The sequence below is a fragment of the Anaerobiospirillum succiniciproducens DSM 6400 genome (assembly GCF_000482845.1).
GTDB lineage: Bacteria > Pseudomonadota > Gammaproteobacteria > Enterobacterales > Succinivibrionaceae > Anaerobiospirillum > Anaerobiospirillum succiniciproducens.
In genome coordinates this window covers 76,809-93,533 of the sequence record NZ_AXWV01000013.1, presented here as the reverse complement: position 1 = coordinate 93,533, position 16,725 = coordinate 76,809, and the positions used below count along the sequence as shown (strand labels likewise).

The 16,725-nt window shown below is 44.9% G+C and carries 11 protein-coding genes; 7 read left to right on the top strand and 4 right to left on the bottom strand.

Translation table 11 applies throughout. From position 1 onward, the window contains the following. The coding region (gene nth / locus H524_RS17695; RefSeq protein WP_245580429.1) for an endonuclease III at positions 1-1,347 on the top strand (1,347 nt) is incomplete at its 5' end. Between the two features lie 147 nt (positions 1,348-1,494). On the opposite strand, the gene rimO is transcribed toward nth, so the two are convergent. Further along, positions 1,495-2,859 (bottom strand): 30S ribosomal protein S12 methylthiotransferase RimO, encoded by a 1,365-nt coding sequence (gene rimO / locus H524_RS13615; protein WP_044121211.1) that lies wholly within the window; start codon positions 2,857-2,859, stop codon positions 1,495-1,497. Positions 2,860-3,182: 323 nt separating this feature from the next. Next, complete coding sequence (locus H524_RS0101430; RefSeq protein ID WP_027938949.1) at positions 3,183-4,103, bottom strand: manganese-dependent inorganic pyrophosphatase; 921 nt, start codon at positions 4,101-4,103, stop codon at positions 3,183-3,185. A gap of 588 nt (positions 4,104-4,691) precedes the next feature. Here H524_RS0101430 and H524_RS0101425 point away from each other — a divergent pair. The 6 genes from H524_RS0101425 (at position 4,692) to H524_RS16185 (ending at position 14,259) form a co-directional block, all read left to right on the top strand. Then, positions 4,692-5,606, top strand: a complete 915-nt coding sequence (locus H524_RS0101425) for a hypothetical protein (protein ID WP_211232143.1) — start codon at positions 4,692-4,694, stop codon at positions 5,604-5,606. 245 nt (positions 5,607-5,851) lie between these two features. Then, the gene (locus H524_RS0101415; RefSeq protein ID WP_027938947.1) at positions 5,852-6,418 is read left to right on the top strand and encodes a lytic transglycosylase domain-containing protein; all 567 of its coding nucleotides are present in this window, start codon (positions 5,852-5,854) and stop codon (positions 6,416-6,418) included. A 676-nt stretch (positions 6,419-7,094) separates the two neighbouring features. After that, positions 7,095-8,054: a universal stress protein gene (locus H524_RS0101405; RefSeq protein WP_156907502.1), complete on the top strand. Its 960-nt coding sequence runs from the start codon at positions 7,095-7,097 to the stop codon at positions 8,052-8,054. A 333-nt stretch (positions 8,055-8,387) separates the two neighbouring features. After that, positions 8,388-9,260: a tRNA 2-thiocytidine(32) synthetase TtcA gene (gene ttcA / locus H524_RS13610; RefSeq protein WP_052338834.1), complete on the top strand. Its 873-nt coding sequence runs from the start codon at positions 8,388-8,390 to the stop codon at positions 9,258-9,260. A gap of 348 nt (positions 9,261-9,608) precedes the next feature. Continuing rightward, complete coding sequence (locus H524_RS0101390) at positions 9,609-10,388, top strand: hypothetical protein (protein ID WP_027938945.1); 780 nt, start codon at positions 9,609-9,611, stop codon at positions 10,386-10,388. 124 nt (positions 10,389-10,512) lie between these two features. After that, positions 10,513-14,259, top strand: a complete 3,747-nt coding sequence (locus tag H524_RS16185; protein WP_027938944.1) for an ATP-dependent helicase — start codon at positions 10,513-10,515, stop codon at positions 14,257-14,259. A gap of 159 nt (positions 14,260-14,418) precedes the next feature. Here the strand turns inward: H524_RS16185 and panF are convergent, their stop codons facing one another. Further along, the gene (panF, locus tag H524_RS0101380) at positions 14,419-16,080 is read right to left on the bottom strand and encodes a sodium/pantothenate symporter (protein ID WP_044121209.1); all 1,662 of its coding nucleotides are present in this window, start codon (positions 16,078-16,080) and stop codon (positions 14,419-14,421) included. 16 nt (positions 16,081-16,096) lie between these two features. Then, complete coding sequence (locus H524_RS13600) at positions 16,097-16,462, bottom strand: YhdT family protein (RefSeq protein WP_052338833.1); 366 nt, start codon at positions 16,460-16,462, stop codon at positions 16,097-16,099. Positions 16,463-16,725 lie beyond the last annotated feature (263 nt).

The following is a 16,725-nucleotide window of genomic DNA, read 5'->3' as shown; positions in this document are numbered from 1 at the left end:
ACTGCAACCAACGCAAAAGTTACTGCCTCTAAGGCGGCTACCAAGAGCACTGCAGCCAAGGCAAAAGCTACTGCTACTAAGGCGGCTACCAAGAGCACTGCAACCAAGACAAAGGCTACGGCCACTAAGGCGGCTACTAAGAGCACTGCAACCAAGGCAAAAGCTACTGCCACTAAGGTAGCTACCAAGAGCACTGCAACCAAGGCAAAAGCTACTGCTACTAAGGCAGCTACTAAGAGCACTGCAGCCAAGACAAAAGCTACGGCCACTAAGGCTGCTACTAAGAGCACTGCTACCAAGTCAAAAGCAGTTAAGGCAGAGGCTAGCAAGGTAGCTAAGAGTGCTAAGGCTAGTGCTCCAAAAGTGAAGGCTGTAAAGGCAAGTGCGGCTAAGGAAACTAAGGAAAAGGCTGTTAAAGCAAAGGCAAGTGCTTCTAAAGATACCAAGGAAACTAAGATTAAAGCTACAATAGCTTCATCGAAGGCTGCTAAAGCAAAAAATAGTACAACAAAGGCATCCACTGCCAAATCTGCTGCTAAGAAGGCAGCAAGTGGATCAAAGGCTAAAGCTGAGGAGAAAGTTGTGGTTAAAGCATCGATGGCTGATGCAAATAAGATCAATCGTAAGATGTTGGCTCCTGTTGATAGCAAGCGCGAGATTGTGCGCAAGGCTGAGCCAAGCAAGGGAGTTGAGAAGGAATTTGCCGATATCACTCTGTTAAACAAGGAAGAGCGTTTTGAGGTAATGCGTCTTTTAGAAGAGCAAAACCCAAATCCAAAGAGTGAACTGAACTTCAATAACTCTTTTGAGCTTTTATGTGCAGTAGTGTTATCTGCTCAAGCAACTGATGAGTCAGTAAACAAGGCTACTCCAGCACTCTTTAAGGCAGCTCCAGATGCCAATAGCATGGCTGCATTAGGCGCTGATGGCATTGCTCCATATATTCAGAGCATTGGTCTGTGGAAGAATAAGGCTAAGTTCTTAGAAAAGCTCTCCAAAGAGCTCGATGAGAAGTATGATGGCAAGGTTCCTGAGACCATGGAGGAGTTAATTGCTCTGCCAGGTGTGGGCTCCAAGACTGCCAAGGTAGTTTTAAATGTTGCTTTTGGTAAGCCATACTTAGCTGTAGATACTCACGTATTCCGTGTGTGCAGCCGCATTGGTCTGTGCTTAGGCCACTGCCCTGGTGATGTAGAGAATAAGATTCCTCCTCTTATTGATGAGCGCTTCATGAAAGAGGCTCATCACTACTTACTGCTCCACGGCCGCTATAACTGCACCGCACGTAAGTTTGAAGATCACTGTGCTAAGTGCGTAGTTGCTAAGTACTGCAAGCACAACTACTAAAAGCTTACACAAATATCCTGTACCTTTAAGCGCCGCCTCAATTGCTGCCATTAGTCTCTTTGAGACGAACTCATCATGGCGCTACATGTACAGAGACAAAAATGCCAGCATAAAGCTGGCATTTTTTATGGCAATCCTAAATGGAATTTAGGAAAGCTTGATGCGGAATGGAATGTGAGTGTTTGGAGTGATATTAGCCTCGAAGTCAGCCCACATATCATGCTCATCACTATCGGTGATCTTAGCGCGGATGAAGTCGCCTTCCTTAACGATGGCATCCTTTGGAGTGTTCTCGATAGTTACTACACCGTCGATATCCGGAGCCTCGTACTTAGTACGGCAGATCATTACACCCTCATCGGTGATGGTGTCGACGATCATGTCAAATGACTTGCCCACACGCTCACGGAGCTTATGAGCTGATACTTCAGCCTGAGCTTCCATGACTAAACGAGCACGTTCTTGACGAACTTCAACTGGAACTACGCCATCGTAATCATTAGCCTGAGCACCTTCAACATCTGAGTATGGGAATGTACCGACGCGATCAAGACGGGCTTTCTTAATGAAGTCGATGAGGTTTTCAAAGTCCTGCTCTGTTTCACCAGGGAAGCCAGTAATGATGTTAGAGCGGATAGTTAAGTCAGGGCAGATCTCACGCCACTCATTGATACGCTCTAAGGTGCGCTCAATATTGCCTGGACGCTTCATTCTCTTTAGTACCGGAGCTGAGGCGTGCTGCAGCGGTACGTCTAAGTATGGAAGGATGATGCCATCGCGCATGTATGGGATGAGCTGATCAACGATCTTGCCTGGGTAGACGTAGTGCAGACGGAACCAAGGACGTGGATTTACCTTAGATAAACCATCGCATAAAGTTAAGATATTGCTGCCATCCTTAAGATCGCTACCATAGTCAGAAGTGTCTTGTGAAATGATCATAATTTCACGTACACCACGAGCAGCTAAATCATTTGCCTCGTAGAGGATGTTTGGAATTGGACGGGATCTTAAGGTGCCACGTAAATCTGGAATAATGCAGAAAGAACAGTGGTGACGACAGCCCTCGGAGATCTTTAAGTAGCTGTAATGCTTTGGAGTAAGGAGTACACCGGAGGTTGGTACAGACTGACGTGCAATTGCAGGAGGCTCACCTACGAGCTTTTCAATGGAGCGCAGCACAGCAGCACGACGGCCAGGGCCGATAACGTCAGCTACATCAGGATATTGCTCTAATACTTTCTCTTTATTAGCACCCATGCAGCCCATTACGATAACTTGAGAGCATTGCTGCTTAGCATCGTAAATTGCCTCAAAGGACTCCTGAACTGCTGGCTCAATAAAGCCGCAAGTGTTGATTACCACTACGTCAGCTTCGTTAAAGTCATTCTCTAAACGATAGCCTTTGGCAAGGAGTACTGAGATGAGGCGCTGAGAATCAACTAAGTTCTTTGGACAACCCAAAGAGACAACGCCAATGCGAGGGATATGATTGGAGCGAGATCCTGTCATGAAAAAAGAACTTCCTGAAATAATGCAAAAGCCTAATTGTGCTAGCTCATATGACTAGCTATCAAGCAAAAGCACATGGAGGCACTGATGCGCACAAAGACTCTAAAAAATGCAGCATGTTGTGCCCATTAAAGTGTTTGTGCGCAGCAGCGCTATAAAGTGGGAGGTACTAGCAACTAGTACAAAAGGCGATTTGTTCACTTAGGCGTGAACAAAAACAAGGCACCACTAAAGGTGCCTGTGCTCTGATGCATGTTTTCATGCATAAAGCAAAGCCATACATAAGATGGCCTTGCTAAAAGGCAGTAGCCTTTAGAGTTCCATTAGGCCTTGAAAGCCTGCTCTAAGTTAGGAACAACCTGCTTCTTACGGCTCATAACACCTGGCATCCACATCTCGTCAGAAACCTGAGTGTTTAAAGCCTTAGCAATGAGTTCACCGTTGTCAGAGCACATCATGAGCTCGGAACCTTCCTTCATGATGTCAGTGATAACTAAAACTGCAGAGTGACGACCTTCTGCCTTAACCTTGTTTAACTCATCCTGTAACTGAGCCTTTAACTCTGGAGTGATTAAGGATAAGGAAACGAGCTCGAGCTGACCGATGCCAACCTTGTTGCCGGACATATCGAAGTCCTTGAAGTCACGGAAGATAAGGTCACGTGCACTTGCGCCAGCTAAGTTGCTCTTAGCCTTGAACATTTCCATACCAATATCTAATGGATTGTCTACGCCAGCGATCTTAGCTAAGTCAGCAACAGCCTTCTTGTCAGCCTCAGTGCAGGTTGGGCTCTTGAATAAGACGGTATCTGACAGAATAGCGCACATCATGGCACCAGCAAGCTTAGGATCGATGGAAACGCCGTAGATGTCGTGCAGCTCCTTAATTACAGTGTTGGAGCAGCCAACTGGCTTGATGAAAACCTCAACTGGAGAGTCAGAGGTTACGTCACCTAACTTGTGGTGGTCGATAATGCCGAGAAGCTTGCACTTTGCAAAGTCATCAGGAGCCTGAGCCAGATCAGAGTAATCTACTAAGTAAACCTCTTCGCCAGCAACTGAAGTTACAACCTCAGGAGCGGTAAGGCCGAAGCGCTCAAGAACAAAAGCAGTCTCAGGAGCAGGCTTGCCCTGGGCACCGGTCTTAACATCAATACCGCGACCGCGATATAAGTTAGCAGCGGATAAAGCAGAAACGATGGAATCGGTATCAGGGTTCTTGTGGCCTAAAACTAAAGCGGTCATGTGTATCCTCTATTGAACAAGAATAATTCTCTGAGCACAGGTGCAGCCGTTAAGCGCAAATAAGGATACTTGATGAAAACATCATGACAGATCCTTTAGCACCCACAAATAAAAAGCGCGTTTTTTCGCACTTGAACACAAGCTGACTACTTAAAGTCACATTTGAATTTGTAAGGGGGCTTTGCCACTTATACATTCACAAGATTTACACGGCTTCCCTGAAATCTATGCAATTTTAGCACAAGACTAAGGTGCAATCGTCAGAAATGGAAATTTTAGCAAAGTACTTATGATGAGTATTAGCGTTTGCAAAAAATACTCATAGAGCCGATGTATAAGAGACTTTGCTAGTATACAAGTGCGCAAAAGCTCTTAACAGCCGGCAAAATACAGCGCTTAGATGCATATGTGCGCCGCTCGTTTTGCATGGTGGGCATATGTGTGCGCCGCTTGCTTTGAAGTGGTGGCATATGCGTGCGCTGTCTTGTTTAGCTCAGATTGACATATGTGTACGCTGTACTGTTTTGCAGTGGAGGGCATATGTGTGAGCTGTGTTGTTTTGCAGTGGGGAGTTCACTAAGCAAGCGTGTGAGTGATGATATAATCACGGCCATGAAGCCTTTATTAAGATACATAAGCCCAGTTGTTTGCGGTGCAATTGCGCTTTCATATGTAAATACTCCGCAATCTGTAACCGAGAATAACTCTAGCGCTACCAACAGTGCTAAGAGTGCAGCTTTTATTGCGCTTGAAAAAGCTAACACTCAGAGTGGAGCTACTAGTTTTTCGCTCATTAGTACAGCTCATGCCGACGTAATTGCTCCAATGGCTCCACCAGAGCTTTCTGATACTTTGACTGACTTTAGAACCAAAGAACAGATCAATGAGCAAATCTACATCGAAGGTAAAGCAGATCCAGAAAACTCATTGAATATTCCAACCGTGCCTGGTGACCTTGAGTCTAAAGTTATGCGTATGAGCGCTAACTATCAGGCGCAGTATGAGATTGCTGTACCTCGCAACGGTACTTCCATCATTAGATTCTATGACCTCAATGGTTATCCAATGGAGGTTGTCTCAACCCGCCTTGAGAACCAGGGCTTTACTGCTGAGACCACTGCATCGCCATCTGAGCTGATGATTAGACAGTTCCAAGGTGCGTCCACTACTATTTTGCAAGCCAAGCTTAAGGGCATTAATCGTAACTTTATCTTTACCTTAAAGCCTTTAACCTTAGTTAACCAAACTCAATCAGTGCGTACCTTAATTACTTCTATGACGGTACCTTTCTATGTTGAGGGTAATGTCTATATTCAGCCTGAACCAGTCAAGTTTGACCAGCCTAATCCAAATGCCAAGGCCATCAACTTTGACAAGGTCAACCAAGAGCACCTCACCATGGACATGATTGAGGCTGCAGCTGTGGTGATGCCTCTTAGCAAAGGCGAAGAAGAAAAGGCCCGCAAGGTCTTAAACGAGATCGTCAAAGAGCAGCGCAAATAGCCTAAGCTCGATTAAAGCAAATAGCACCAAGCTGATATGCCTTAGAGCAATCGGCAAGCGCTGATATAGCTTTAAAGGCAAATAGAGCCATCGGCATGGGCTGATATAGCTTTAACCTCATCTTATTGAGGCTTCATAAGAGCACAACAGCAGCGCTCAAAATGAGTTGCTTGGTTGTGATGATGACTCGTATCTAAACCATCTTAAGACCTCTAAAGTTAGTGTCTATTGAGTAAGGATTGCTTATGAGATTGATGCAAATCATGATTGCTAGCCTTGTGCTAAGCCTGAGCATGTTTACCTCAAATGCAATGGCAGCCAAGATGTCTTGTGATGTGCAGGGTCATTGGCGCGATGTAGCTTATAAGAAAGCACCCATGGATCGTTACGAGTCATTAAAGTCATGTATTGCTTGGACAGCCTATCAGTTTGATTTGCCAGAAGAGCTTTTGTACTCAATTTTGTATGTTGAGCGCGGCCCGCTCAATGGCAAATGCGGTACAAATAGAAACGGCACTCAAGATTGTGGTCCTGCACAGATTAATGATGTGCGTATTAGTGAGTTAAAGCAGTTTAATCTCAACAAGAGCGTCATTAAGTCAAAGCCTTGCCACAACATTTGGGCGATGGGCTACTTAGTGCGCCGTGAAATTGAAAAGGCCGGCGGTAATATTTGGACAGGTGTGGGTAACTATCACTTCCACTATAGTGTGAATAAAGCCGTGCATGACCGCTATGTCGAGCGCATCCGTAATGCTTGGGCAACATTAGTGAACACCACTTACGACTACTGCATCGAAGAAGATAAGTAATCTTACGCAAGATAATCCCATTCAATCATGACCTTGGCTCCACAAGCCAAGGTTCATCCCCAAACAGCCAAGGCCCATAGAGCAAAGCCTCACAATCAAATCATCTTAGCCGTTTCACCATAACAAAAGGCTAGATATCAAAGCAGCTCAAGACCTTCCTCTCGTGCAAAACTCAAGCGCTGCATCTATGAGCCTGCACAAGTTTTTTCTTAAGATCAGCTAATAGATCCGTTTACCACTTCTTGGTGCTGATGAGCCCCTTTCTGCGCAAACATGAAAAGAGCAAATGGCTTATATGTATTGTTGGTGTATTTTCTACCTTGCTTTAGATAGATGGGCTTGGTGCAAAACGTAAACTGCTCAGAGTGTAACTATGGTTCAATCGCAATAAGAACAGGTCTAAGTGATCGTTGTTGCTCATGTATTAAGCCGTTTTGCTATGAGCATGCTAAAATATAAAGCCGTCAGGCTAAAGGATCGGGCATTTACACGTCCTTTAGTTGTTGAGCTAAACTCTCATACCATGTATGTACTTAAGGCCGTCATAGCTGAGGCGCAAGTTTAAAGCGTCACGCTCTGTGCTTTTTCTTTGTCATCATAAGTTTTGAAAAACGCTCAATAATGGCAATAAGATAGAGGCATACAAACAGCCTGAAAAGGAAAACGGAGACTTAAGGTGCGAAAACTTAAGAAGATTTTAGTGGTCATTGAGCCAAAGCAAATGCGCCAAGTAGCTTTAGAGCGCGCTATGGCTTTAGCACAGGCGGCTGGCAAAGATAGACGTAAGATTATCGCTGTTATGCCAGTTTCTGAGATGACTCCTGGTATTCCATCAGTGCTTTCTGTAGAGTCTAAAGAAGATATTAACGCTGATGTAACTGCCAAGAGTGAAAAGTGGCTTAAGTCATATCTGTCTATACATGCTATGGGATATGACGTTGAGACTCGTATCATCAGCTCCAAGAATGTGGGTAAGCAAATTACTCAGATGGCCCGGGATGAAGCTGTAGATCTTCTCATCAAGGCTCATGAAGTGCACGGCATGTTTGATAGCGTGTTATTCACTCCACTTGATTGGCAGCTGCTCCGTCATGCTCCTGTACCAGTGCTCATTGCCAAAGATCATATCTGGCATCCAACTGGCATTATTGCAATTGCACTTGATCTTTCTGATCCAGAAGATACTGAGCTTAAGATGCTCAACGTACGTCTGTTGCGTGAGGCTCAAGAGGTATCTCGTATCATGCATTGCAAGATTCACATTCTCAATGCTATTCCTCCAATCCTGCCGCCAGCAGCTATTGACCTGCCAGGCTTTACGCCTGATCTTTTAGGCGATGCAGCATTAAAAGAAGGCTGCAAGGCAGTGTTGTCATTTGCTGCACGTCATAAGATTCCAGCTGAGTATTGTCATATTCGCGAAGGTCAGCCAGATGATGTAATCCCGACCTTATGCGCTGAGCTCAACCCAACTGCTCTGTTTATTGGTACTTCTGCACGTAAGGGTATTGCAGTAGCTTTAGCAGGCAACATCTGTGAGCGCGTAGTAGATGAGCTCGATTGCGATTGCGCTGTGATTACTCCAAAGGCAGTAATTGAGCGTATTCCAGTAAGCTCTGAGGCTGTAACTGAATAGATTAATAAGCTTATCAAGCTAAGGCCTCATGAAGGCCTAGTAAAACTAAGATAAGGCAGCTTTAACAAGCTTAAGATGCTTGTAGCTGCCTTTGTTGTTTGTGCGCTCTAGTTTTTGATTCTCACTTTGCTGATGTTTTTGCCTTCCATGTGCTAAACTTATGGCCCGATTTTTTTGCCGATCCTCCTTGAGTCGCATGTATTGCGATTAACAAGACAGGCTCTCAAGTCAGCCTGAGATCGGATTAGTAAGACGCCGAAAAGCGAAAGTACTTACATCATCAAGATGGGTGCTTACGCTTTTCAAGTGCAGCGCCATTAGAGGAATTAACAAGTGCGTGATGACAACGATCTGCCATCTAAAGCAGATGAATATGGCCGTAAGGTAAGTCCTTATTTCAATATCGAGGACAAAGAGGCTAAGTACAAGGCAGATAAGCTCTTTAAGCGTCTGCGTCGTAAGGTAGGTCATGCCATTGGTGATTACGGCATGATTGAGCCAGGCGATAAGATCATGGTATGTATTTCAGGTGGTAAAGACTCCTATGCCATGCTTGATCTGCTGCTGTCCATCAAGCGCTCTGCTCCAATTCCATTTACCTTAGTTCCTGTACATATTGATCCAGGCTTCCCAGGTTCTCCTGAGGGCGTAGTAGAGGGGCACTTACGTAAAGTAGGTTTAGATTTCTTCTGCTTAAAGAAGCCAGTTTATGAAATTTCCAAGGCCAAGACTGCAGAGGGCACTCGCCTGTGCTCTATTTGCTCACGTATGCGTCGCGGTTTCTTATACTCCATCGCTCGTGAGATTGGTGCTAATAAACTTGCTTTAGGCCACCATCGTGATGATGTCTTAGCGACTTTCTTTTTAAACCTGTTCTACTCAGGCATTATGAAGACCATGCCGCCAATTCTTCGTAATGATAACGACGATCTCACTGTGATTCGTCCACTGGTGTACTGTAAGGAAAAAGATCTCACCACCTTATCTAAGCTCAAGGAGTATCCAATCCTGCCAAAGGGCTTATGTGGCTATGGTGAAAACGAAGAGCGTGCTGCCATGCTGCGCATGATTCGCGCTTGGGAAAAGGAATATCCAAAGCGTCCAGATATCATCTTTAAGGCGCTCAAGAACGTCGTTCCATCCCACCTCTTAGATCGCAACCTCTTTGACTTTACCAAGATCTCAGACGGTCCAAAGGTTAAGTAGCAACAGCTTCTAAACCGATAAAAGCCTATGTACCGACACGGCGCATAGGCTTAAGCCAAGATGGCCCCTCATTGCTGATATCATTTAACTGCAAAGCTCATCTTTTGCCGCCGCAGTGGCTAAAGCATCCTTCCTACAATCAACTTGTCGTAATTCTCGTTGCCTAAGATCTTAGAGTGTAGATACTAAGATATTGTCATAGCTACGTATTGAGATCGCAGTTCATGGATGAACCTGCATCGCCATTTATTTACTTTTGTGTCTACAAGCTGATGTTGAGAAAAACAGTAAACTCACCATGAGCAATAGCCTCTATAATATTTAGGTTAGATGAGGAGTTTTATTGCTATGCCGCTATACGATAAGAGCTTTTTTGATAAGGACAGTGCCAAGAATCCTAATGAGACTTTAGAGAATTTGGTCTCGCTAAAAGAATGTATTGTAGACATTACTGCTCATGCAATTTCAGAGTTTGCTGCCCGCAAAATCTCTCTAGACGAGCTTGATGAGCGCCTTAAGGAATTAGAGGGTACTCAAGAGTCATTTGAAGATGAGGATTGCTCTTGTGATGATTCTGCTCTTACATCAGATGATGCATGTGATGATGAGCCACAATGCGCTGCTCATATGAGTATGGAGGCAAGAGCTAGTGCGATTCGAGCAACTTTAAGACAATCACGTCTTATTGCCCATCAGATGCTGCAAGATTGGATCTTAGTTGATGGCTCTGATGCGGATATGCCGGTTTTTGCACAAGATGAGCTTGCTGCAGGACTCAATAACAATCTGTTCATGGAGCTCTTTGTGCTACCTGAAGCATTCGTGCAAATGGTAACTAAGAATATGTACTCCATTGTTAATGGCCTCAACTATTTAGGCCATGAGCTTATTTATCTTGCGCAATCTAAGTACGGTAGCGCTGATGCCATAGTCGCAGCAGGTATTGATCTTGAGGCGCTTGAAGAGTGCGCACTAATGCTCAATAACTTTGATGAGAGTGCTACTACAGATTTAAGTGCGCTAAGCTTCTCTGACTTATGTTTCGATGCCGCTGAGTATTTAGATTGTGCAGCTAATAGCCTGCGTATTCTTGGCAAGGTCGCGCTTAACTTAAAGAACTGTTCATAAGTACTGCTCGTAATTTTTCATACATGTCTTAGCGTGTATGATTGCACTCCTGAATTTGGGAGTATGCGCTATTGCTGATATGATCAGTAGCTACGCAAATTAGTGATCAATTAGTGGGGACAACATGTCTGAGTGGTTAGATGTACTCAACGAAGAACAACGTACTGCGGTTGAAATCACCGAGGGTTATGTGTGTCTTCACGCGGGTGCAGGTACTGGTAAAACCAAGACTCTGACCTATCGCTATGCCTATTTAATTAGTGAATACGGTATCTCACCACGATCTGTGTGGTGCGTAACCTTCACTAACAAAGCTGCAGCCGAGATGAAGGAGCGTGTGAAGGCTCTGTGCGGCAATGCTATTGGCAATCCATTTATCACTACATTCCACGGCTTTTGCGCTAGCTTTTTGCGTGAAGAGATCAGTGTTTTAGGCTGGCCTAAGACGTTTACCATTGCCGATGTTAACGATGTTAAAGAGATCTTAAGACCTCTGTACAAAGAGTGCGACATCAATGGTAAGGAGCTCAACTTACGTAAGGCTTGGGAGTTTATTGACTCTACTAAAGAGACAAAAGACTACATCCCTGATTTTGTTGGCGATGACTCTTCAATCTTGCTCAATCGCTCTAGCAGCGCTACAGAAGATACTTTAAAGCTCTATTGGCGCTATCTCTTTGCCCAAAGAAGTACATATACTCTCGACTTTGATGATCTCATCTTACTCACGCTGCACATTTTAAAGAACTTCCCTGAGGTCAGACAGCGTTGGCAAGAGCGTCTTGAATATATCTTGGTAGACGAGTTTCAGGATATCGATAGAGATCAGTATGAGTTAGTGGAGATCTTGGCAGGTTTTAATCAAAACCTCTTTATCGTGGGCGATCCTGATCAGACCATCTACTCTTTTAGAGGTGCTCGCGTCGAGTACTTTAAAGGCTTTGTTGACGCTCATGCTGACGAAGATGGCGTGCAATTACATCTGACTAAGAACTATCGCTCTCAAGGCAATATTCTGCAGGCTGCCTACTCGGTGATCTCAAATAATTTAGATCCTGAGCGCCTGCCTTTAGAACCAATGCGTGGTGATATTACCTTAGACGATATGGTCAGCGTAATTGATCCAAATTATGAGCCTGATGAAGAGTTAAGTAAGGAAGTAGCCAGAGAGATTCAAAATAAGTCCTATTTAGGCAACGCTGCGAATCGTAATGTACCTGCAGCTTTAGCTCAGCCTGAGCAAACTCTCTATTACGATCCAACTCAAGATGAGAGCTACGAGTCACCATTTGGTGATGAGGACTTTAGCTCTATTTTTGAAGATGATTGTGATGAGGTCATACCTGAGGAGTTTAGTACTCAGGTGGGCAAGCCTATGTACGATAGGCTCAAGAAAACCGTCGGCTACAAAAAAGAAAATAAGCTGCGTCGTGTGGGCATCAACTTCGATGCTAATGATGAGTCAAGTTATGCATCTACAGGCAACTTAGATGGCAGCAATACCGATCTTGCTAACGCCTCCTTTGCTAACCTTGGCAGCCAAGATCAAGAGCATAATGCCCCTCATACCGAGAACTACTTTCCACCAATTGGTACTGCTACTACCAAAGCACGTGGCCGCTATGGTGCGCAGCAAGAAAGAGACAATTACTATAAGAAAAACAAGCCTAAGAGTGTGCATACACTCAAGCCAATCGTGGCTCATGCTGGCAATAGCTTTATTGAGGCAAAGTTTGTTGGCAGAACGATTAAGGATATTCAAAGTCACGATCCTGAGGCTAGCATTGCCGTCTTATACCGCTCGCACTTTATTGCTCTCATCTTAGAGCAAGAGCTCGCGGCACGTAAGATTGTCTACAATATGGTGGGCGATCTGAGCTTCTTTGATCGCAAAGAAATTCGTGATGTTATCGCTTATGTACGTCTGAGAGTAAATCTTGATGATGATGTAGCCTTTAGACGTATTGCTAATGTGCCGCCACGTCGCTTTGGTAAGAAGCGTATGGAGCGCTTAGAAGAGATTGCGCGTAATCATCGTTGCTCTTTATACCGTGCCTTGAGCATGGCCATTGATGATCCTTTCTTAAACCCAGGCAATAATATGAGCAAGTTCATCGAGATGATGAACAAGCTTGCCTCAGCTCCATTCCGTAGTCCAAGTGATGATTTAGAGATCATCTTAAATGACTCTGGCTATGATGAGTTTTTAAAACAATCTGGTGAAGACGAGCGTTTAGAAAAGCTCGCTAGCTTAAGAACCTATTTAAGCGACTTTAAGAAGAATCATGACGATGATGTAAATCTAGCCGACTTTATCGGACAGATTGCACTCATGAACTCGCTCGATGCTAATCAAGGCATTGCTCCAGTGAGCCTGATGACCGTGCACAACGCTAAGGGCCTAGAGTTTGATTACGTCTTTGTGATTAGTCTTAATGAGTCCATCTTCCCAACTAAGAACTCCATTAACGAGCAGAATGTTGCTGAAGAACGCCGCCTCATGTACGTGGCTATGACCCGTGCCTGTAAGCAGCTATTCTTAGTTGAGGCCGGTGGTGAGCTCTTAAACCGTGCTAAGAAAGAAAGGTACACTCGTGAGCCATCTCGTTTTATCGGTGAGCTAAAAGATCAAGACTTCATCAGTATTGGTAAGGCCCCAGAGAAGGTTATAAAGCAGCAGGCTGTTACTCACTCAAGTTACAATCCTGATCTACTGCAGGTCGGTGAGCGCTTCCATCACAAGATCTTAGGCTATGGTCATGTACTTGAAGTTAGAGTAGTTGAAGGTGAGTATGTCGTTTGGTACGAGAAGCTTAACAAGCAGCGCACCTTATCATTCTCGCACTCCTCCAAGATCGAGCGTCTTAGCGGTAAAGAGGCCAAAGCCAAAGCTATCCCTCAAGTTATCGCCCCACGCCGACAACTAGCCGCATCGCAGGCCCCAACCCAGGCTATAACCCCAGGCTTTTCAAATCAGCCAAGCCAAGCCCAAGCCTACGGTCAAGCACAAGCCCAAGCCTACGGGCCAGCACAAGCCTATAGCCAAGCACAAGGCAATAGCCAAGGCAACGGCCCAGTACCACCTCAAGGCTATGGCTATGGTTATAACCAAGAACCAGGCTATGGCCAAGATAACGGCTATGGAACGATTGCAGAAAGTGGTTATGGCATGCCAGCAGAAAAGGGCTATAACCAAGCTGCAAACGGTTATGGTCAGGAGCAGTATCAGAACCATAGCGCTGATGGTACTAACTCAGAGCATTGTGCAGCTGAGACGGTAGCATTCGAGGATGAGGATCATGGCTCTGAGCCAAGTGAGCCATATGCCTCTTATGAGTCAGCAAGCTCGCCTTTTGCTAAAGAAAGTGATTCTCCATTTGGTGATAATCCTTTTGCCGAAGAGGAAGATGAGAATGGCTCCATGAGCGTATCTCAGTTCTTAAATTGCTTGGAATCTAACCAAAGTGAGCAAGTAGGCAAACCTAAGGCTGCTGCAGACAATCAAAGAGCATACTCTAGAGCACGTGCTCCAAGAGCCAATAACTCTGAGCCATATGCTAATGAAGCTACACAAGATATTTATGCGGCTGCAAATGCAGCAGATGGTGATGGAGCCTATGCACATCAAGATCAGCGCAGAGTAGATCCAAGAGCTTTTGGACAGGGCCGAGGTGCTGCACCGGTTAGCAATGATTATGGTGGCACTCAAAATGGTGGCAATGCTTATGGTGGTGCGCAAAATGGCGGTGGGTATAGACCTAAGGGTGTTTCATCTTATGAAAGGGCCACTGAGAAGTTTAAGGATGCTGGCTACTCATATGGATTGCCGCAAGGCTTCAATCTGTATCAAGATGATGTAGATAATGATTAATAGGCGCTTGTAAGTGCGTTATTCATAACTAGAAAGGCCAGTGAGCTCATGCCTAAGCATGTTATCACCGGCCTTTGTAGTATTTGGCTCTAGCTTATTGCTTGGTTTAAGCTAGCGGCGCTCGTACTTTTGGGACTTAGTAGAGCATTCTTGTTAGGACTAGTCGAGCATTGGTTTGTGAGGGAAGAAGATCATATGGGTCTCCTTGCTCATACGTTGTCCTAAGATCGCACTGCCAATATAGGTACCAATAAAAGCACCGATAAGACCAGCTAACATTGCAGGAACAATGCTATGGCAGCCAAAGAATGGCAGTTTAAAGATCATGAAGATGGCATAGACTGAAAGTGACAATGCAATGGAGGTTAATAAACCACAGGTGTTAAAACGTCTCCAGAACATGCCCAAAATAATTGGCCATACAAAGGCACTTTCAAGACCACCAAACGCAAACAGATTTACCCACACCACAATATCCATTGGGAAAAGAGCAAGGGTAATTGCGACCACACCCATCACCATGGTGGTACCACGGGCAATGAGTTTCTCATGATAGCTAATGGCACTGCTTGAGGCATCTTTAATGAGTTCGTGCTCCTCATTTGATGCGCTCTTTTTAGCTGCAGTAGTGCTATCAGCTGCATTAGCTTCTGCTGCAGTGCTATCGGCGACAGCAGCGGCAGCGGCTGCAGATGGCTTGCTTGCAGATGCAGTGGTGCTATCGCGGTGGAGTGACTTAAATAAATCACGAATGATGGCAGAAGCAGCTGCAATTAACAGTGAGCTTACAGTACTCATGGTTGCTGCTAATGGGCCTAAGATTGTTACACCGGCAATGATCGGGTGCATCTTAGTTGCAAGCAGAGTTGGGATCACCGCATCGGTACCTGCCTTTGGCATCTCAGTAATAACCGCACGTGAGAGTACGCCAAGCATGGTCATACCGATCATCAGTGCACCACAAACTACGGTAGCGATGATCATGGACTTGTGCAGATCATGAGATGACTTATAACCCATGCAACGCACTAAGCTCTGTGGTAGACCCACAGTGGCAAAACCTACTAAGACCCATGATGAGAACAGTAAGCCTAAAGAAAGATTGCCGCCAGCGTTAAACTCAAGATTACGGCTAATGCCAGTAGCCTCATCAATGTTTACCTTAGAAAGAGTGTCCATAATAGCAGCAATGCCACCACCTTCAGAGATGATGACGTAAGCTAAGATGAACATGCCCAGTAACATTAAAAAGGCACAGACAGCATCAGTAATGGCCACAGCTCTAAAGCCACCTGATGAGTATAAAACCGTCACCAGGGCAAAGATAATGAGACCAAAGCTGTAATCAATACCAGTAAGACCTGCAAAGATCTGAGCGCCGCCAATGAACTGACCGACGATCATGGCAGTAAAGAACAGCACCATCATCACCGCTAAGATGAAAGATACAGTGCGAGACTTAAAGCGCTCAAATAAGAGGTCGATAACAGTAAGACTATCAGTGCGGTGAGCAAGGATAGTCATTCTTTTGCCGAGCATACCTAAGATCAAGAATGCAGTAATGATCTGAGGTGCGGCAAAGACCACCCAACCAAGACCGAGATTCCAAGCAACACCTGGTCCTGAGATGAATGAAGATACAGAGCCATAGGTTGCAACTAAGGTCATCGCTAAAACGATGCCGCCTAAGTTTTGCGAACCTAAGAAATACTCTTTTTTAAAGTGAGCTGCACGATTAGCTCGATATGAAGTGATGTAGCCAATAGTTAAAAGAACGGCAAAGAAAATACCTATTGGCAGCAAAGGAAGAACGTTAGTCATGTCTTGTAAGCTACCTTTAGATAGAATTATTCTTGTTATTAGCTACAGTTAAGCCATCATCAGAGTGCTTATAGGATGGCACTTTTAGAGCCATGGACTTTAAGCAAACTTTTACTAAGAAGATAACAGCTATAACAGAGAAAGCATAACCACCAAGGCAGCTTAGAACAAACCACAAAGGTAGATGCAAGAGAGTGACTGAAGAGTCGTGGGTGAAGAAGATAGACAGCCAGAACACTAAAGTTACCACTACAGCTGCAATAAAAGTGTAGAGGGCTTCAGCATCTAACTGCTTCATTTGAGAAGCGTATTGCTCAAGATCGAATGCGCCATGATGTGCAACATCAGAGGCATTGCTCTTGAGAATATCATTTCGGCTCATAAGAATCCCTTATTTTGCCTAGATCGACGATAGAGCATATCGTCTAAGGTAAGTGGTCGCTCGTTCACTTAGCCTTTAGTTAGCGGCACCTCCCCTAGTTATCGCCCGCCTCTTAGCTCAAGGCAATAACACGTCTATAGCTTCACAACAAGCTCAAACCCTGTACCGCAAGGGCATGAAGCTAGCCCCTAAACACGTGGCGTCGTAAATAAACTCCTTACCGCCATCGCCTAGAGACTGCGCAATTATGCCAAAAAGAACAC

What these genes read in the sequence shown, in the direction of transcription:
- H524_RS0101415 (WP_027938947.1), top strand. Translation starts at nt 5,852, where the DNA reads ATGAGATTGATGCAAATCATGATTGCTAGCCTTGTGCTAAGCCTGAGC.
- H524_RS16185 (WP_027938944.1), top strand. Translation starts at nt 10,513, where the DNA reads ATGTCTGAGTGGTTAGATGTACTCAACGAAGAACAACGTACTGCGGTT.
- H524_RS13600 (WP_052338833.1), bottom strand. Translation starts at nt 16,462, where the DNA reads ATGAGCCGAAATGATATTCTCAAGAGCAATGCCTCTGATGTTGCACAT.
- H524_RS0101390 (WP_027938945.1), top strand. Translation starts at nt 9,609, where the DNA reads ATGCCGCTATACGATAAGAGCTTTTTTGATAAGGACAGTGCCAAGAAT.
- panF (WP_044121209.1), bottom strand. Translation starts at nt 16,080, where the DNA reads ATGACTAACGTTCTTCCTTTGCTGCCAATAGGTATTTTCTTTGCCGTT.
- H524_RS0101430 (WP_027938949.1), bottom strand. Translation starts at nt 4,103, where the DNA reads ATGACCGCTTTAGTTTTAGGCCACAAGAACCCTGATACCGATTCCATC.
- rimO (WP_044121211.1), bottom strand. Translation starts at nt 2,859, where the DNA reads ATGACAGGATCTCGCTCCAATCATATCCCTCGCATTGGCGTTGTCTCT.